Source organism: Sphingomonas sp. DMC8, from assembly GCF_056314185.1.
Map to the genome: position 1 here is coordinate 225,780 of NZ_JBQUYV010000002.1, position 17,442 is coordinate 243,221.

At 68.3% G+C, this 17,442-nt stretch carries 14 protein-coding genes; 6 read left to right on the forward strand and 8 right to left on the reverse strand.

The window, feature by feature from the left end; genetic code table 11:
• Positions 1-2: 2 nt before the first annotated feature.
• The 6 genes from ACT53K_RS05075 to ACT53K_RS05100 all read left to right on the forward strand — a co-directional run bounded on the left by ACT53K_RS05075 (position 3) and on the right by ACT53K_RS05100 (position 11,222).
• Positions 3-1,151, forward strand: a complete 1,149-nt coding sequence (locus ACT53K_RS05075; RefSeq protein WP_476227470.1) for an efflux RND transporter periplasmic adaptor subunit — start codon at positions 3-5, stop codon at positions 1,149-1,151.
• A 3-nt stretch (positions 1,152-1,154) separates the two neighbouring features.
• On the forward strand, positions 1,155-4,376 hold the full coding sequence (locus ACT53K_RS05080; protein ID WP_476227471.1) for an efflux RND transporter permease subunit: 3,222 nt from the start codon (positions 1,155-1,157) through the stop codon (positions 4,374-4,376).
• A 475-nt stretch (positions 4,377-4,851) separates the two neighbouring features.
• Positions 4,852-5,436: an RNA polymerase sigma factor gene (locus ACT53K_RS05085; RefSeq protein WP_476227472.1), complete on the forward strand. Its 585-nt coding sequence runs from the start codon at positions 4,852-4,854 to the stop codon at positions 5,434-5,436.
• Positions 5,433-6,419, forward strand: coding sequence for a FecR family protein (locus tag ACT53K_RS05090; RefSeq protein ID WP_476227473.1), 987 nt, complete (start codon positions 5,433-5,435; stop codon positions 6,417-6,419). The genes ACT53K_RS05085 and ACT53K_RS05090 overlap by 4 nt, the downstream gene beginning before the upstream one ends.
• A 91-nt stretch (positions 6,420-6,510) precedes the next feature.
• Complete coding sequence (locus ACT53K_RS05095; RefSeq protein ID WP_476227474.1) at positions 6,511-9,078, forward strand: TonB-dependent receptor domain-containing protein; 2,568 nt, start codon at positions 6,511-6,513, stop codon at positions 9,076-9,078.
• Positions 9,072-11,222: an Atxe2 family lasso peptide isopeptidase gene (locus ACT53K_RS05100; RefSeq protein WP_476227475.1), complete on the forward strand. Its 2,151-nt coding sequence runs from the start codon at positions 9,072-9,074 to the stop codon at positions 11,220-11,222. The genes ACT53K_RS05095 and ACT53K_RS05100 overlap by 7 nt, the downstream gene beginning before the upstream one ends.
• A gap of 61 nt (positions 11,223-11,283) precedes the next feature.
• On the opposite strand, the gene ACT53K_RS05105 is transcribed toward ACT53K_RS05100, so the two are convergent.
• From ACT53K_RS05105 to ACT53K_RS05140, 8 genes are all read right to left on the reverse strand, one after another.
• A complete protein-coding gene (locus tag ACT53K_RS05105) occupies positions 11,284-13,053 on the reverse strand; it encodes an asparagine synthase-related protein (protein ID WP_476227476.1) in 1,770 nt (589 codons plus the stop codon).
• Positions 13,050-13,712 carry a lasso peptide biosynthesis B2 protein gene (locus ACT53K_RS05110; RefSeq protein WP_476227477.1) on the reverse strand — a complete coding sequence of 221 codons (663 nt, stop codon included), beginning with the start codon at positions 13,710-13,712 and terminating at the stop codon, positions 13,050-13,052. Before ACT53K_RS05110 ends, ACT53K_RS05105 begins: the two co-directional genes overlap by 4 nt.
• 57 nt (positions 13,713-13,769) lie before the next feature.
• Positions 13,770-13,901, reverse strand: a complete 132-nt coding sequence (locus ACT53K_RS05115) for a benenodin family lasso peptide (RefSeq protein WP_476227478.1) — start codon at positions 13,899-13,901, stop codon at positions 13,770-13,772.
• 162 nt (positions 13,902-14,063) lie between these two features.
• Positions 14,064-14,195, reverse strand: coding sequence for a benenodin family lasso peptide (locus ACT53K_RS05120; RefSeq protein ID WP_476227479.1), 132 nt, complete (start codon positions 14,193-14,195; stop codon positions 14,064-14,066).
• Positions 14,196-14,298: 103 nt separating this feature from the next.
• Positions 14,299-14,907: a GntR family transcriptional regulator gene (locus tag ACT53K_RS05125; RefSeq protein ID WP_476227480.1), complete on the reverse strand. Its 609-nt coding sequence runs from the start codon at positions 14,905-14,907 to the stop codon at positions 14,299-14,301.
• A complete protein-coding gene (locus tag ACT53K_RS05130) occupies positions 14,904-15,785 on the reverse strand; it encodes a phytanoyl-CoA dioxygenase family protein (protein ID WP_476227481.1) in 882 nt (293 codons plus the stop codon). Before ACT53K_RS05130 ends, ACT53K_RS05125 begins: the two co-directional genes overlap by 4 nt.
• An 18-nt stretch (positions 15,786-15,803) precedes the next feature.
• Positions 15,804-16,424, reverse strand: coding sequence for an acyl-homoserine-lactone synthase (locus ACT53K_RS05135; RefSeq protein ID WP_476227482.1), 621 nt, complete (start codon positions 16,422-16,424; stop codon positions 15,804-15,806).
• 79 nt (positions 16,425-16,503) lie between these two features.
• Entirely contained in the window at positions 16,504-17,253 is a 750-nt protein-coding gene (locus tag ACT53K_RS05140; RefSeq protein WP_476227483.1) for a LuxR family transcriptional regulator, read from the reverse strand.
• Between the last annotated feature and the right edge of the window lie 189 nt (positions 17,254-17,442).

A 17,442-nucleotide genomic window follows, 5' to 3' on the forward strand; every position in this document is an offset into this window, starting at 1 on the left:
CGATGAACACGCAACTCCTGCGCACGATGCTGCCGCTCGCGCTCGTCGCCACGCTCTCCGCCTGTGGCGGCACCAAGCCCGCCGAAGAAAAGGCCGAAGCCGAAGCCAAGGAAGGTACCGACGCGCCGGCCGAGGGCATCATCAAGCTATCGCCCCAGCAGATCGCGAGCACCGGCATCCAGCTCGTCCGCCCGACCGTCGGCGGCGCCGGCGCGATCGAGCTGCCCGCGACGATCGAAGGCGATCCGCAAGGCACCCAGGTCGTCTCGGCGGCAATCGGCGGCCGCGTGGTCGCGCTGACCCGCAATCTCGGCCAGCCAGTCGGTCGCGGCGATACGCTGGCGGTGATCGAAAGCCGCGAGGCCGCCCAGCTCAACGCCGAGGTCGAGGCGGCCCAAGCGCGTGCCGCGCTCGCCCGGACCAATCTGCGCCGCGAGCAACGGCTGTTCGACGAGCGCGTATCGGCGGAGCAGGATCTGATCGCCGCACGCACCGCGGCGCGCGAAGCGGATATCGCGCTCCGGCTCGCGCGCCAGCAGGTCTCCGCCGCCGGCGGTGGCGGCGGGTCGCTCAATCGTATCGCGATCCGCGCGCCGATCGGCGGGCAGGTGATCGCGCGTTCGGTGACGCTCGGCCAGACCGTCGCGGCCGATGCCGAGCTGTTTCGGGTTGCCAATCTTTCCTCGGTATCGTTGACTCTGTCGCTGGCGGCGGCCGATGCCGGCCGGGTCCGGCCGGGCGCCACCGTCGAGGTGAGCGCGCCGGGCCGCCAGGCGACGGCGCGCGTCACCTTCGTCTCGCCGATCCTCGACCAGGCCACGAGGCTCGTGCCGGTGATCGCGACACTCGACAACCGCGCCGACCAGTGGCGGGTCGGCGAGAGCGTGCAGGCGGCGATCCTGCTCGCCGGCAGTGGCGGGGAGAGCGTGATCAGCGTGCCTTCGACCGCCGTCCAGACGGTCGAGAACAAGCCGGTGGTGTTCGTCCGCACCGCAACCGGGTTCCGCGCGGTTTCCGTCACGCTCGGCCAGACCCATGGCGCTTCGGTCACGATCCTCTCCGGGCTGACCGGGCGCGAACAGGTCGCCGCCGCCAACAGCTTCACGCTCAAGGCCGAACTCGGCAAGGGCGAGGGCGGGGACGAGGACTGAGCCATGATCGACCGTATCGTCACCCTTGCGGTCGAGCGGCGCTGGTTCGTCCTGCTCCTCACTGCCATCGCCGCCATCGTCGGCGCCGCCTCGCTCTGGCGCCTGCCGATCGACGCGGTGCCCGACGTCACCAACAACCAGGTCCAGATCAACGTCCGCGCGCCCGCGCTTTCGCCCGAGCTGATCGAGAAGCAGGTCACCTTTCCCGTCGAGACTGCGCTCGCCGGGATCAAGGGGCTCGAGAGCACGCGTTCGCTGAGCCGTAACGGGTTCGCGCAGGTCACGGCGGTGTTCTCGGATTCGACCGACATCTATTTCGCGCGGGCGCAGGTCGCCGAGCGGATCAACGATGCCAAGGAGCGTCTGCCCGAGAGCGTGACCCCCGAAATGGGTGCGATCGCGACCGGGCTTGGCGATATCTATATGTGGACCGTCCGCTATCAGGATCGCGGCCACGACCAGCACAAGCCGGGCGAGCCCGGCACCCAGCCGGACGGCAGCTATATCACCCCCGAAGGCGATCGGCTGGTGGGCGAGGCCGACAAGGCGACCTATCTCCACACCGTCCAGGAATGGATCGTTGCGCCGCAGATCAAGTCGGTGGCCGGGGTCGCGGGCGTGGATTCGCTCGGCGGGTTCGACAAAGAATATCTCGTCGTCCCCGACGTGCAGAAGCTCGCCGCGCTTAAGCTCTCACTGGGCCAGCTGGCCGCCGCGCTCGAGGCCAACAACAGTGCGATCGGCGGCGGCATCGTCGACCGCAACGGCGAGGGCCTTGCGGTGCGCGCCGATGCGCGGATCGTCAGTACTGCGCAGCTCGCCAATACCGTCATCGCCACGCGCGAAGGCACGCCGATCCTGCTGGGTCAGGTCGCCGAGGTACGGCTCGGACAGGCGATTCGGCTGGGCTCGGCTTCGGAAGGCGGCCACGAGGTGGTGACCGGCACCGCGGTGATGCGGATCGGCGAGAACAGCCGGACCGTCTCCACCGGCGTTGCCGAGCGGCTGCGGCGGATCGGGCCGTCGCTGCCGCCCGACATCGTCATCGAGCCGGTGCTCGACCGCACCGATCTCGTCAACGCGACGATCGCGACGGTCGCGCGCAATCTCGGCGAAGGCGCGCTGCTCGTCATCGTCGTTCTGTTCGCGCTGCTCGGCAATTTCCGCGCAGCGTTGATCGCGGCGGCCGTCATTCCGATCACCATGCTGCTGACCGGGTTCGGCATGCTTCAGGCGGGCGTCTCCGCCAACCTGATGAGCCTCGGCGCGCTCGATTTCGGGCTCATCGTCGATGGCGCGGTGATCATCGTCGAGAACGCGCTGCGGCGCATCGCCGAGCGGCAGCACCATTTCGGGCGACCGCTCGAACGGGAAGAGCGCCTGTCGCTGGTGGCGCAGGCCGCGCGCGAGATGATCCGCCCCTCGGTCTTCGGTCAGGCGATCATCATCCTCGTCTATGTGCCGCTGCTCACGCTCTCGGGGGTGGAAGGCAAGACGTTCGAACCGATGGCGCTCACCGTCATCATGGCCCTCGTGTTCGCGTTCGTCCTGTCGCTTACCTTCGTGCCTGCCGCGATCGCGGTCTGGCTGAGCAAGCCGGTCGAGGAGAAGGAGGGCCGGATCGTCGGGTGGCTGCGCCGCCGCTACGAGCCCGGGCTCGACCGTGCGATGCAGGCGCCCACGCGCACCTTCGCCATCGGAATCGCCGCACTGGTGCTGGCCGGCGCCGGCTATGCGACGCTCGGCCAGGAGTTCCTGCCACAGCTCGACGAGGGCAATGTTCTGGTCCAGGCGTTCCGCGTGCCCGGTACTTCGGTCGACCAGAGCCAGAAGATGCAGTTCCAGATCGAGAGAGCATTATCGGGCATCCCCGAGGTCCGGGTCGTGTTCTCGCGCACCGGCACCGCCGAGCTGGCATCGGATCCGATGCCGCCTAATGCCACCGACACCTTCGTGATGCTGAAGCCCCGCAGCGAATGGCCCGATCCGGGCGAGACTAAGGCCGATGTCGTCGAGCGGATCGAGAAGCGTCTCGCGCAGGTGCCCGGGCATAGCTACGAGATTACCCAGCCGATCCAGATGCGGTTCAACGAGCTGATCGCCGGCGTCCGCAGCGACGTCGCGGTCAAGGTGTTCGGCGACGACTTCGCCCAGATGAACGCCACCGCCGACAAGATCGCAGCGTTGCTCCGGCGCACCCGTGGTGCCGCGGACGTCAAGGTCGAGCAGACCGAGGGCCTGCCGATGCTCGACATCGCGTTCAACCGCGACGCCGCGGCCCGGCTGGGCGTCACGGCGAAGGATGTGCAGGATGTGATCGCGGCGGCGGTCGGCGGCCATCCGGCTGGCGTGATCTTCGAAGGCGACCGCAAATTCCCGATCGTCATCCGCCTGTCGGATGCCGAACGGGCAAATTTCGAGACGCTCGGCCAGACGCCGGTTCCGACCCCTTCGGGCGCGTTCGTGCCGCTCGCCAGCGTCGCCGACATCCGCGTCGCTGACGGCCCTAACCAGATCAGCCGCGAGAACGGCAAGCGCAGGGTCGTAATCCAGGCCAATGTGCGCGGGCGCGACGTTGCCGGCGTGGTGGCCGATGCTCAGGCAGCGATCGCGAAGAACGTGCGGCTCCCCGCCGGCATCTTCCTCGAATGGGGCGGCCAGTTCGAGAACCTCGCTTCGGCGCGTAACCGCCTGATGCTGGTCGTGCCCGCCTGCTTCGCGCTGATCCTGCTGCTGCTCTACGCCGCGCTTGGCAGCGTGCGCGATGCGGGGATCGTGTTCGCCAGCATACCGCTGGCGCTGGTCGGTGGGGTGGCGGCGCTCCTGCTGCGCAGCATGCCGTTCTCGATCTCGGCGGCGGTCGGGTTTATCGCGTTGTCTGGTATCGCCGTGCTCAATGGGCTGGTGATGGTCGCCTCGATCCAGGACCTGATGCGCAGCGGCATGGACCGTGCCCGGGCCAGTCGCGAGGGCGCACTGCTCCGTCTGCGGCCGGTGGCGATGACTGCCCTTGTCGCCTCGCTCGGGTTCGTGCCGATGGCGCTCGGCCATGGTGCGGGCTCCGAGGTGCAGAAGCCGCTCGCGACAGTGGTGATCGGCGGGCTGATCTCCGCGACGTTGCTGACCCTGTTCGTGCTGCCGACGCTCTATGCCCGGTTCGGACGGCGCGAGCTGCCATCATCGAACACCGCGAACGCCGGGGAGCTGACGATGCGGGCGGGGTGAGGCCACTGCGCGGGGCCTTGCCGTCGGCCGCGATCCGATGGAGAAATTGATGCGTCATGCGCCGACGAGCTGGTCCCGGCAGCCAGCTTCCACGCGGCCGGGTGGCCTTCGCATATGTCCAGGCCGGTAACGGCTAAAAGCGAAGGCGCATGTCTCAAGCATGCTCTCAACACCCGGCTTTTGCGCCGGCGGCGTGCGGAGTTGCCAAATTATGGGACGGCCTTATCCTCTGCCTCGCGTCGTCGGCACGGCGGCGCCGAGGCGTGAGAACCTCGCTTGAGAAACCATGGTCTCGCACGGCGCTTCGCCGGGTGGCCGCCGCTCATGTCCAGGCCGCTTGCGGCTAAAAGCGTCGGCGCGTGTCTTAAGCATGTTCTCAACACCCGGCTCCGGCCGGCTCCGCCTCGAAAGAGCGGAGCGGCACGATGGCGAGGTTTCCACTTCCAGTCCGGTCCCGTCGGCGGACGGAGGCACCATGCTCGAGAGCATGAGGCTGGCACATGAACTGCCCGGCGCCATCGGCGAAGGCGATCCGCTGCCGCCCGAGGACCGCGTCGTGCCGGTGGTCACCGGCCGGCTCGAGACGCTCTTCCGCGAGCACCGGCCGCGGCTGCTGCGCTTCCTCCTGCGCCGCACATCCAGCGACGCCGCCGAGGACCTGACCCAGCAGGCGTTCGCGCGGCTTGCCGCGCTCGACCGTGATGTCGTCGACGGACTCGAAAGCCCCGGCGCCTATCTGCACCGCACCGCGGTCAATCTCCTGAAGGACGAGGCCAAGGCCGCCACCCGCCATGCGGTGCATCTGCACGTTCCCGTCGACGACGTCGCCATTATGGCGCCGGATCAGGTCGCCGCGCTCGAAGCGCGTGATATGCTCGCGCGGCTCGAGGCGGTACTGCTGCGCCTCAAGCCGCGGACACGGGAGATCTTCTTGGCGCATCGTATCGACGGCTATAGCTATGCCGAGATCGCGGCCCGCACAGGGCTCGGGATCAAGGCGGTCGAAAAGCATATGAGCCGTGCCATCGCTTATATCGACGGCCATTCGTCCCTGCGATGACCGGATCGGCGGGGGAGGAAGGCGCCGCCGCACGCGCGCGGCAGGAGGCTGCCGACTGGTTCGCGCGCCTGCGCGCCGGCGCGAGCGGAACGGAGCTTGATGCGTTCGAGGTCTGGCGTGCCGATGCCCTGAACGGCGAGACCTATGACCGGCTCGCGCGCCAATGGGACCAGTCCAGGTTCCTTGCCAACACCCGTCTCGGGCGGGGACGCGACCTTTCCCGTGCCAGCGTCTGGTACCGGCAACCGATGGTGCGCGCCGCGGCGGTCGCCGCCCTTGTGGTGCTGATCGTCGGCGGCGGCCTGTGGCTGCACGGCGGCATGCGATCGGACCCGGCAGCGGCACCGGTCGCCTATGCCGGCAAGGCCGATGCGGTCCGCGCGATTGCCCTCGCAGACGGGTCGCGGGTGACGCTCGACCGGAACAGCGCCGTCCGCGTGGCTTATAGCGCCTCCGAGCGCCGGATAGAGCTTCTCAAGGGCCGCGCGCGCTTCGAGGTTGCGCACGATCCCGCGCGGCCATTCCTGGTCCGTGCCGACGGGGGCGCGGTCGTCGCCCATGGGACGATCTTCGACGTCGAACTCCAGCCGACGCTTGTGCGCGTCGTCCTGCTGCGCGGGTCGGTCGAGGTGCGCGCCGACCCCACGGTCGCAAAGGGTGCCGCAAGCCGGATGCTCATGCCGGGCCAGGCGCTGGTCTATGGCCATGGCAAGGCGCCGTCGCCGCCCGTCACGGCCGACCCCGCCGACACGTCCTGGCCCGACGCCATGCTCTCGTTCGACGCAACGCCCTTGCGCGAGGCCATAGCGCGCTTCAACCGCCGCAACGACACCAAGCTGGCGCTTGGCTCCGCGCGGATCGGCGACCTGCGCGTCACCGGTGCCTTCGCCGCAGACGATCCGGCAGGGTTCGCCAAATCCGCCGCCACGATGTTCCAGCTCGAGCTTCGCACCCAGCCCGATGCTTCGATTGCGCTGCAATAGGGACGTGCAAAAAACCATAGGGTGATGCCCGCCCGCGTCGTCTTCGCACCGAATGGCACCAGCAAGGATGCCAGGATGGGGAGAAAGACACATGCGGGGGACGACAGAATTATTGGCACTGTTTCTGGGCGGCACGGCGATGGTCGCGACGAGCGCGACCGTCGCGTGCGCGCAGGAAGCCGGGCGGCGAGGCTATGACCTTCCCGCCCAGCCGCTCGCGCGCTCGATCCAGGCGATTGCGACGGCGACGGGACAGAGCATCGTCGCGCCAAGCGATCTGGTCACGGATCGGCAGGCGCCAGCGCTGAAGGGCGTATTCTCCGTCGAGGAAGCGCTGGATCGGCTGCTGGCCAGGTCGGGCTTGCAGGCGCAGCATTCGGGTGCGGCGTTCGTCATCGTGCCGGCCGCGCCGCAGGCGCTCGCGGCGCCGATCGATGGCGGGGAGGCGATCACCGTCACCGGCAGCCGGATCCGCGGCGCGCGGGGGGCATCGCCGGTTCTCAGTATTACACAAGAGGAGATGCGCAACGCGGGCCAGGCCGCTCTAGGGGACGTCGTGCGAAGCATTCCCCAGAACTTTGGAGGCGGACAGAATCCCGGGGTCGGCGCGAACGTGCCGTCGACGAGCGGCGTCAATGTCGGCGGGGGCTCGTCCATCAATCTGCGCGGCATCGGCAGCGACGCGACGCTGACGCTGCTGAACGGCCATCGGCTGTCGTACAGCTCATCTCGGCAAAGCATCGACGTCTCGGCGATCCCGCTGGCGGCGGTCGAACGGATCGAGATCGTACCGGACGGTGCCTCGGCGCTGTACGGGTCGGACGCCGTCGCCGGTGTCGCCAATGTCATCCTGCGCCGCGACAGCGATGCCATCGACATGAGCGCGCGCCTCGGCACGTCGACCGATGGCGGCAATTTCGAGCAGCGCTACGGTGTTTCGGCCGGCCAGCGCTGGACGTCGGGCGGCCTGATCGCAAGTTACGAATTTGCGCGGACCACGGCGATCTACGGCCGCGACCGAAGCTATGCCGAGGACAAAAGCCCGGCCCTGACGCTCTTCCCGCCCATCCGGAATCACAGCGCGGTGCTAAGCGGCCACCAAGAACTTTTGGACGGGCTGACCTTCGAGCTGGACGCGCTCTACAACCGGCGGTGGAGCATCAAGTCCGTCGCGAACAATGCCGCCGGTGACGTCAAGCTCAGCGGCATCGTCAATGACTATACGACGGAATCGCTGGCGATCGCGCCGACCTTGCGTTTGGACCTCGGCGCATGGCGCGCAGTCGCGACCGGCTCCTATGGCCGCGATCATACCCGCTTCACGGTCACGACCTGGGCGAAGGGCGTGCCCACCGCGCCGCCCGAGATCTGCTATTGCAACAGCGCCGCGACTGGCGAGATCGGCGCCGACGGCCCGCTCTTCTCGCTGCCGGCCGGGGCGGTACGGCTCGCCGTCGGCGGCGGCTACCGGAGCAACACCTTCATCCGGGACAACGGTCCGGGCAATGCCCAGAACATCGATCGCACCCAGGACAGCTATTATGGCTATGGCGAGCTGAGCCTGCCGCTCATGTCGCCGGGCATGGCGATGCCGCTGGCCTATCGGCTCGAGCTCAGCGCCGCGCTTCGCTACGAGAATTACCCGGGGATCGGCGACATCGCGACGCCGAAGCTTGGCATCGTCTATGCGCCCACGCCCGATTTCGAGATCAAGGGGAGCTGGGGACGATCCTTCCGCGCGCCGACGCTGCTCGAAAAATACCAGCCGCGCTCGCTCGTGCTGATCGCCCCATCGGCGCTCGGTGGCACCGGCTATGCCGCGGGTGCGACGGCGCTGTTCGTCCAGGGCGGCAATCCGACGCTGAAGCCCGAACGGGCGCGGACCTGGTCGGCCACGCTTGCGATCCATCCGCGCGGCCTCGCCGGTGCCGGACTCGAGTTGAGCTATTTCGACATTGCCTATCGCGATCGCGTGGTGACCCCGATCGCCTTCATCGCCCAGTCGCTCAGCAATCCCGCCTATCGCGACCGTGCGACGATGAACCCGCCAGCAGCGTTGTTGGCCGACATCGTCGGGGGTGCATTGAGCTTCGTCAATGCCGCCGGGGCGCCTTACGACCCGGCCAAGGTGGCGGTACTGATCGACGACAGCAGCATCAATGCCGGCCGCCAGTCGATTCGCGGCATGGATGTCCTGTTCCGCTACCGCACCCGCCTCGGCGCCGCGGACAGCCTCGCGGCCACGGTCAATGCGAGCTATCTCGAAAGCAATCAGCAGATCAGCAGCACCCAGCCGGTGGTCCCGCTGGCGGGCCAGATCTTCAGCCCGCCGCATGTCCGGGCCCGGGCCGGCATCAGCTGGGACCATGGGCCGTTCAACCTCACCACCAGCCTGAACTATATCGGCGGTGTCGACGACCCGCGGGCGGCGAACCTGTTCCGGGTCGGTTCGATGAAGACGATCGATGTCGCGGCCCATTACCGGACAGGCGGGCACGGGCTGCTCGGTAATATCGAGCTGTCGGTGGCGATGCTCAACCTGTTCAACGACCAGCCGACGCGGATCGCGACGACCCAGTTCAGCGATACACCCTATGATTCGACTAATTATTCGCCGGTCGGCCGCTTTGTCAGCTTCACGGTGCGCAAGACGTGGTGAGAGCCCGGCTGGCGAGCAGGCCGGCGCGCTCGCGCGCCGGTGTCTCTGCGCTGGCCACCCTCGCGGCGCTGTCCTTTGGCAGCGCCGCGCAGGCGGCCTGTGACGATCTGCTGCCCGCGTCACCGACCGGCGCGGCCGCGTTGCGGCCGATCACCGCGATCGATCTCGTTCGGCTTCGCGATGTCGGTGGCCCGGAGCCGGCCAATCCCGATATGCCCGGGCCGCTCGCCGTCTCGCCCGACGGCCGCTCGGTTGCATTCGTCCTCACCCGGGCTGATCCGGCCACCAACGGATATTGCCGGGCATTGGTGGTGCAGTCGCTCGACGGGAAGAGCGGCATCCGGATCGTCGATCGCGGCGGCGCCTATCTGATGACCGAAATCGCGGTCCGCGGCCTGTTCACGCGGATCGGACCGCCGGCTACGGTGACGCCCGTCTGGTCGCCGGACGGACAATGGATCGCCTATCTCAAGCGTATCGACGGCCGCACAGGCATCTCACTGGTTCGGGCAGACGGCGAGGGCGCCCCGCGGGACATCGCGGGCACCACCGATGTCGAGGCTCTACTATGGCCGGAGCCCGGGGCGCTTCTCTTCGCGACTCGGCCGGCCCGGGCCGCGGTGGATGCCGCCATCGATGCCGAAGGCCGCTCGGGCTGGCTTTACGATGCCAGGATTCTCCCCAATGTCGGTGCCCGCCCGCAGGTCCGGCCCGCGGATGCGCCGCGGGAAATCCATGCCCTTGACCCGGTGGCGGGTACCACAAGCGCGGCAACGCCAGCGCAGCGGGAAGCCTTCGACCGGATGGAAGCGGCCTGGAGCGGCACCGTCGCGCGGTCGCGCGCGGGTTGGACCGCCACGCTCGAATCGACGGCACCGTCGCCGTTCAGTCCCAGGCGGCTCATTCTGCACGATCCTGCGGGACGCAGTGTCGCTTGCGCCGGCGAGGCCTGTAGCGGCCGGCTCTCGCTGCTATTCTGGGATGGTGCCAGATCCAGCGTCGTCTTCCAGCGCCGCGACGGCTGGAACAACGCGCGCACCAGCTTCTATACTTGGCGCCCTGGGCATGTCCCGCCGCGTCGGATCCTGACAACCGACGATACGATCCAGGGCTGCGTTCCCGCGCAGGCGGAGTGGGTGTGCCTGTACGAGAATGCGCGGACGCCGCGGCGGCTGATCCTATTCGACCCGGCAACGGGCCGGAACCGCCTGCTCTTCGATCCCAATCCCGAATTCCGGGATCTCGATCTCGGCACGGTCACGCGGCTCGAATGGCGCAACGATCGCGGGCTCGAGGCCTGGGGCGACCTCGTCTTGCCGCCCGGCCATCGGCCAGGTGCCAGGCTGCCGCTGGTCGTCGTGCAATATCATAGCCGGGGCTTTTTGCGCGGCGGCACCAATGACGAGTATCCGATCTATCTTCTTGCCGCACACGGCTTCGCGGTCCTGAGCCTCGAGCGGCCGACCGCGATTGCCTCCTTGTACCCGGACCTAAGTTCGAACGAGGCGATGATCGCGGCGAACCAGAAGGACTGGGCGGAGCATCGCAGCCTGTTCTCGTCGTTGATGACCGGCATCGACGCTGCGATCGCCACGGGCACGGTCGACCCCGCACGTATCGGACTGACCGGGCTCAGCGATGGCGCAACCCTGACCCGCTTCGCACTGATCAACTCGCACCGCTTTGCGGCCGCGGCAATCAGCACCTGCTGTGTCGAGGGCAGGACGGCGATGATCTATGGCGGGATCGCGCTTGCCGATGCCAATGCCAGGCTGGGCTATCCGGCGACAATGAGGCCCGACCCTGGCTTCTGGGCTTCGATGTCGCTGGCACAGAATGCGACGCGCATCGACACGCCCCTGCTGCTGCAGCTTGCCGATTCCGAATATCTGTTCGCGCTGGAGTCGGTCCAGGCGCTGCGCGAGGCAGGCAAGCCGGTCGAGATGCGCGTCTTTCCGGACGAGTTTCACGGCAAGTGGCAGCCGGTGCATCGGTTGGCGGTCTACACGCGCGCTGTCGACTGGTTCGCCTTCTGGCTGCGGGGCGAGGTCGATCCGGACCCCGCCAAGCAGGCGCAATTTGCGCGTTGGCAGGCAATGCGTGCGGTGCACGATCGCCCCGGTCGATCGGCAGCCAACCGGTGAAAAGCGAACCGCCGGGATCGGGGTGCGGGTGCGCGCGACCGGGTAGGCGCCGTGTTCAGCATCATCGTTCGCGCGCCTGCATCGCACGCGCCCATACCTCGACATCCACCAGGCGCATGACCCGGACGAAATCATAGCCGGTGACTGGCCGGCGGTCGTCGACCACCGGCGCCAGTGCCGCGGTGTCCAGCAGGTCCAGACCCGCGAGCACGCCTTCCAGCAACAGTGCGCGGATCGTGGCACGGTGGGTCTCGAACAGATCGATCAGGAAACTGTCCGGGGTGCCCTTGGAGCGCCGCCACGCGATTTCCGGTGGAAGCCGGTCGGCGAAGCCATGCCGTGCGGCCGCCCGGTTGCGGCCCTGGTCGAGCCAGAGCCAACTCGGCACCCGGAGACAGGTTTCAATGACCGGCTGGGCCATCAGCGGTGATAAGGTAGGCAGCGGATCGAGCGGATCCGCTGCCTCCGCGACGCTCTGGGCTGTGACGATCATGGCGACATGCGCGGCCTTGGCTGGAAGCGCATCCGCAGGACAGACCAGCCAGGGATGCGCGCCCGCTTCGTCCGAAAGGTCGAGGGCGACACGCGACAGGAAGCGATCGTCGCGCAGGACCGGATAGGATGCCGGCCGCCAAAACGCCTGCAGCGTGCGCCATGCGATCTGGGGGATACCGGCCTGACTGACCTCGGCCAGGGTGCGCACGACCCGCTTCAGTTCGGGTCGGCCTTCGGGCGCGCGCAAGCAGTCGAGCACCGGCCGGACCGATTGAAGCGAGCAGAAGACGCCGTCGCCGCCGCTGCCATCGAGGATAGCCGTGGCGCCGGTCTCGCGCGCGACCGAGGCTGCGAGCGCCCGCGAAGCCTGCATGAAGGCACGCATGGTCGGTCGCGGGAGGTTTCCCGCTTCGGACCGCGTGAGGTCGACCAGCGCTTGATCGCGCATCCGCTCGATCAGGGGGGCACCGACCGCCCTGGCGGTGGCTGCCGCGAAGGCACGTTCGTCGCCCGACGGATTGGCGGTGACCAATGTCAGGCAGGTAAAGGGCCGCCCTGCGGCTTTCAGCGCGGCGGCGACGATCGACGAGTCCAGCCCGCCCGACAATTTGAGCACGACCCGCTCATGGGGACCGCGCATCGCGGCGACGCTGTGGAGCACCGCGTCGCGGACCCGCGCGGCCGCCTCGCGGGCATCGAGCAGCGCGCGCTCACGCGCTGCCCAGTCCCAGGGTGACCAGCCCGCCTCGAGGGTTACACGGCTTTCCTCGACCACGAGCCGTTCGCCGCCCTGGACCTCGTACAGGCCCTGAAGGCAGGTTTCGCGCGTCCGTACATTGTTGGCGACGAGGAACCGGGCGAGCGCGGTGCGGTCGATCGCCGGCGTGAAGAAGCCCGCGTCGCGCAGCAGCGCGAAATCCGACCCGAACACCACGCCGTCAGAAGTCTCGAGCCAATAGACGGGAAGGGCGCCCATCGGTGCCCGGACGATCGTGACGCGGCGGCCGGCACCGCCGGCCAGGACCGCGACATAATGGCCCCACCAGGCATCGAACAGATGACTGCCGGCCGATGCCGCGATCATGGTCTGCGCCGAGGGCGCGAGCTGGGTTCGTGCGCTTGCCTGACCGCGGGAGAAGAGCGGACCGATGATCGCTCCCTCTTCCCGCGCGAGCAGCGGCGGCGTGGGCGAGTGCGACAACAGGACAAGCAGGTCGTTGTCGAGCGTCCGGCCGAACCCGTCCGAGGGCAAAGCCGCACGCGACAACCGCTCGACCAGCTCGGCGCGCCGGTCGGAGCGCGGCGCGATGACGCCGGCGAAGCGCGCCGGCGTCATAGTACCAGGATCGGGGTGAAGCTGCGAACCGTGTCGATGCGGTCGTTCAGCAGGACCGGCCCCCACTGCACCCAGCAATGCGCGGCGAAGGGCTGGAGCTTGACGCCAAGCACGAGGTCCACCGCGATCCCGAGCGAAAGATAGCGATGCGTCGTGGCGATACCGCGCGGCAGGCAGCGGTCGAGCGGGCTCGCGAGCAAAGCGGCCGCATGGAATATCTGGGCCGGCGCCGCCAGCATCGCCGGTGTCACGGCGACGGCACCGGGCGTGCGGGCCTTGTGGCGCGCCACGCCGCGCAGCACGCCGTGCAGCCTGCAGACACGCAGCGCGAGCTCCGACCTGGCGAGGCGGACAACCGCACCGAATATCCCCGACGCGGGATGCCGGTTGCCGGGCGCGTCGAGTGCGCTGCTCTCCGGCATCGCGAGGATGCAGGGTTCGGGAATCATGCCGTCTCCTGCCGGCAGCAACAGCCCGTCCGATATGCACCCCGCGAGGTGCGCTGCATCGCCATGCCTTGCTTCCCGACGCACGAGCCGCCGGAACGCGTCTTCGGTCGGGCCGGTCAGGCAGAAATAGCGGTCCCGCCGGACGTCCAGGAAGAGCAGACGGCCACTGGTTTCGCAGAAGCTAACGCCGTCTCGAAGCCTATATCCCATATTGGCCCTCGCTAGCTTGCCTACGGCGCGCGGCCGTATGGCCGCGCGCCGTTGCGCTCACTCGGCAGCGAGGCCAGGCATGGCCTGCAGCACGTCCTCGTCGTGGAAGATGGCGCCGATGCCCTTGGTCTCGACGCTGGCTGCGCCGAGATCGATTACCTCGTCGCGAGGTTCGAAGTCGCGTTCCATGGTCAGTCTCCTGATGCACCACGAATTTGTGGCAACCAGAAGCGTAGGTCGGGCGGCGCGCTATCCGAATTTTATACCGAGCCTATAACGCGATTGTTGCGGGGCAGGGGACGCCACGTGCAACGAACGGCGCGCGACCCTACCGGCCGCGCGCCGTCGCGTTCACTCGGCGGCGAGGCCGGGCAGGGTCTGCAGCACGTCCTCGTCGTGGAAGACGGCGCCGATGCCCTTGGTCTCGACACTGGCTGCGCCGAGATCGATCACATCGTCACGGGATTCGAAATCGCGTTCCATGATCATTCTCCTGATGCGCCACGAGTTTGTGGCGGCCAGGAAGGTAGGTCCCGCGATGCGCTATCCGAATTTTATACGGCGCCTATAACGCGATTGTTGCATCTCAGCCCTCGGTCGGGCTGCGATAGAGCGCGCGCAGGATGGCGGCGGCGGCGCGCTCGCGGCGATTGCAATAGGCCGTGACCAAATTGCGGAGCAGCGGCCTGTCATCGGACGCCAGCGCGCCGCCGATTTGCGCCAGTTCCTCGCGCACGCCGGCAAGGATCTCGGATTCGACCATCCGTGCCGCATGTAGCCTGGCATTGAGCGAGGCCATGGCGCGCTGGAGTTCAATATTTCCCGAGAGCCGCCCGATGCGCGCCATGAGCGTTGCGCTGAGGCCGGCGAGATCGTCCTCCGCCGAAACGGGAACGATGCTATGGACGGGCTCGTGGCTAGCAAGGGACAGCCGGGCAAGTTGCAGGTTCCATCGATAGCGGTCGCGCAGCGCCGGCTCGTCGAGTTGGGGCAGATGGAAGCCGTCGCTGGTTCGTGTCTCGACCAACCCTTCGCCGGCGAGGACGTAGAGGGCCTCGCGCACCGGCGTTACGCTGCTGGAGAGCATTCCCGCCAGCTGCGTGGGATCAAGGCGATCGCCTGGGCGGAATTGATGCTCGAGGACCGCGCGGCGCAGCGCGTCCAGCACCCGTTCAGAAGTGGGACCCGCGTTCATGCGATCAGTTCCTGCGCCGCCCGATGGGTATCGACTGCCATGGCCTGATCCGCCCGCAGCGCGTCGATCGCGCCCAGCGGCCCGGGCACGGTATCGGAAAGCAGCACTGACGGGCACTGGCCTTCATAGTTGCCGAGATTGGGCCGGTGCTGTCGATAGCCGACCAGGGCGGCGAGTTCGGGCGCGAAACGCCGCGCGACCGCGGCCGGATAGGCCAGCATCTGGTTCTCATAGGGTTTGAGCCAGCCCAGCGAATAGCCGACCACGAGGCCGCGGCGGACGCCGGTGGTGCGGTTGGCGCCGGCGCCGTGCAGCGTCGAGCCGAGGAAGAGCAGCGCGTCGCCGGGATCCATCTCGGCGGCGATTCCTGCCGAGGATGGCGGCGGGTCGAGCGCGGCGGCGCCATGGCTGCCCGGCCACAGCAGGGTCGCGCCATTCTCGGCGCGGAACGGCGTCAGCGGCCAGATCACGTTGACGAGATATTCGACCTCGCCTGCCGGCGCCCGCCACATGTCCTGGTCGCGGTGCGGCATCTGCGCTGGCGCGCCTGGGTGGATGGCGATCGCCTGGGCGACGTTGAGCTGGATGCAGTCGCACCAGGGCGCGAGCGCCGCCTCGGCCACGCCCTGCACGACCGCGTGCTGGACCAGCGCCGCCATGTGCTGCGAACGCGCGAGCAGACGGCCGAACCGCTTGGTGGTCTCGCCATAGAAGCTGCCCTGGCAGAAGGGCGTCTCCGCGAAGACGGGCGCGAGGTCCGCATCGAGCGCGGCGATCGTCTCGGCAGGGAGGGCGGCGCGGAGGATGCACCAGCCGTCACGGGCAAGCCGCCCGCGCGTTTGGTCGATCGCGGCGGCGAGCATCGGGTTCGGGTTCATAGCGGTGCTCCTCCCGGATCAGGCCGCCGCGCGGCCGTCGCCGCCCAGCAGATGGGGAAGGGGCGTGATGCCCGCCGCGGCGAGCTTGCGCGGTGTGTCGAGCTCGATCTCGATGGCGAGCGCGCCGAGCATCTTGCCCTCGATCGTCACCGGCAGGCCGAGCGGCCGGCAGCGCCAGCCGAAGGCGAGGATCTGCTGCAGCCAGCCCATCTCGGCGATCGCGCTGTAGCGGCGGATGCCGTTGGCGAGCGCATGGTCGGCCAGCGCCGTGACCAGCGTGTCGCGCACGCCGCGGCGCTCGCGGGCGGTGAGGCTGCGGTCGAGGCAGAAGCGCGTCACCTCGAAGATGTCGGGACCGCTCGGCGGCGCTCCCTCGCACAGCTCGGGATAGAAGCTGTCCAGGATATGCGGCCGCGTCGTCGGCAGCAGCCGCGCCGAGCCGAGATGGCCGCCCTCACGGTCGGCGAGCACCAGATAGTGCGCGTGCGGGTCGTCGAACTGGTCGACCTCATAGGCGCCGGCCAGCACCGGCACGTCCCATTTCAGCAGGTCGACGAACACCTGCTTGCGCGCGGCGAACATCCCCTGCAGCACCTTGTCCGGCACCGGGGCGGCTCCGGCTCCCATCGCATGCAACATGGTCTTGGCTCCTTGGTCATTTGGGAGACCAAGGGTCGCGATTGCGCCGCCGTCGCGATATGCCGGAAAAGGGGTATAGTCAGCGCTTGAAGATGTCGGTGAAGGTGAGCGTTCCGTCGAACAGCGCCCGGATCGCCGCCAATGTCCGTTTGTTCACGCCGTACCGCTCGCACGCCTGCTTGATATGGCGCGCCACGGTTTCCTCGCTGAGCCCGAGAATGCGGCTGATCTCCCAGTCGCCCTTGCCGCGCGCGGCCCACAGGAGGCAGTCGCGCTGGCGGTCGGTCAGCACCGGGGCTTTCGCCTTCGTATCGATCCTGCGCGTCGACCACAGCCGGCGTGCCCCCTCGAAGGCGAACAGCCCGGCCCATTGCGCCAGCGGCAGCATCGCCTCGGGCAAGGGCCGGCCGGCGGTATTGGCGAAGGAGCAGGAGCCGAGCGTCTCGCCGGGGATGTTCGCCGGCACCGTGAAGCCGTCGCCGATGCCCTGCTGTGCGCCGAGCGCGAGTACGTGCCGGTCGCGCGGGGTCAGCGTGATCATGTCGTGCAGCCGCGACCAGGGGAAGCCGAGGCTCGTGACATGGCTTGCCCGGTGCACCGGGTCGGACACGCCGAGCGCCTGCGCGTCATAATAGGCCGCCCATTGCTCCGGATAATTGTGGAGTCGGATATCCGTGCCGGTCGGGCTCGGCATGTCGACATGATGGGTCAGCGCGAAATACTCGAACCCCAGTATCGCGCAGATCTCGACCATCGCCGTCGCCAGCTCGTCCGCGCTCGTCGCTGCCTCGACCGCCCGGACGAATGGCCCCATTGCGTGCATGCCCATTGGGCACCCACTCGACCCCGGGCGGCATCTCAAGCTGCCGTCGACCCCCGGATCGACCTTTCCCGCATTCTCGGGCCGGACGGCGGATTCTCACCCCGCCGTCGGGCAATACGCACACAAATCATCGCGGCAACAGTGACTTGGAGGGCAAAGGAGTCAAGTTTATATTGTCAATATATTCCGCATCGT

Excerpts from the sequence above, each read along its gene's own strand:
- ACT53K_RS05115 (WP_476227478.1), bottom strand. The coding sequence starts at position 13,901 with ATGGAACGCGACTTCGAACCTCGCGACGAGGTAATCGATCTCGGCGCA.
- ACT53K_RS05110 (WP_476227477.1), bottom strand. The coding sequence starts at position 13,712 with ATGGGATATAGGCTTCGAGACGGCGTTAGCTTCTGCGAAACCAGTGGC.
- ACT53K_RS05095 (WP_476227474.1), top strand. The coding sequence starts at position 6,511 with ATGCGGGGGACGACAGAATTATTGGCACTGTTTCTGGGCGGCACGGCG.
- ACT53K_RS05120 (WP_476227479.1), bottom strand. The coding sequence starts at position 14,195 with ATGGAACGCGATTTCGAATCCCGTGACGATGTGATCGATCTCGGCGCA.
- ACT53K_RS05135 (WP_476227482.1), bottom strand. The coding sequence starts at position 16,424 with ATGTTGCATGCGATGGGAGCCGGAGCCGCCCCGGTGCCGGACAAGGTG.
- ACT53K_RS05105 (WP_476227476.1), bottom strand. The coding sequence starts at position 13,053 with ATGACGCCGGCGCGCTTCGCCGGCGTCATCGCGCCGCGCTCCGACCGG.
- ACT53K_RS05085 (WP_476227472.1), top strand. The coding sequence starts at position 4,852 with ATGCTCGAGAGCATGAGGCTGGCACATGAACTGCCCGGCGCCATCGGC.
- ACT53K_RS05130 (WP_476227481.1), bottom strand. The coding sequence starts at position 15,785 with ATGAACCCGAACCCGATGCTCGCCGCCGCGATCGACCAAACGCGCGGG.
- ACT53K_RS05125 (WP_476227480.1), bottom strand. The coding sequence starts at position 14,907 with ATGAACGCGGGTCCCACTTCTGAACGGGTGCTGGACGCGCTGCGCCGC.
- ACT53K_RS05075 (WP_476227470.1), top strand. The coding sequence starts at position 3 with ATGAACACGCAACTCCTGCGCACGATGCTGCCGCTCGCGCTCGTCGCC.
- ACT53K_RS05140 (WP_476227483.1), bottom strand. The coding sequence starts at position 17,253 with ATGGGCATGCACGCAATGGGGCCATTCGTCCGGGCGGTCGAGGCAGCG.
- ACT53K_RS05090 (WP_476227473.1), top strand. The coding sequence starts at position 5,433 with ATGACCGGATCGGCGGGGGAGGAAGGCGCCGCCGCACGCGCGCGGCAG.
- ACT53K_RS05080 (WP_476227471.1), top strand. The coding sequence starts at position 1,155 with ATGATCGACCGTATCGTCACCCTTGCGGTCGAGCGGCGCTGGTTCGTC.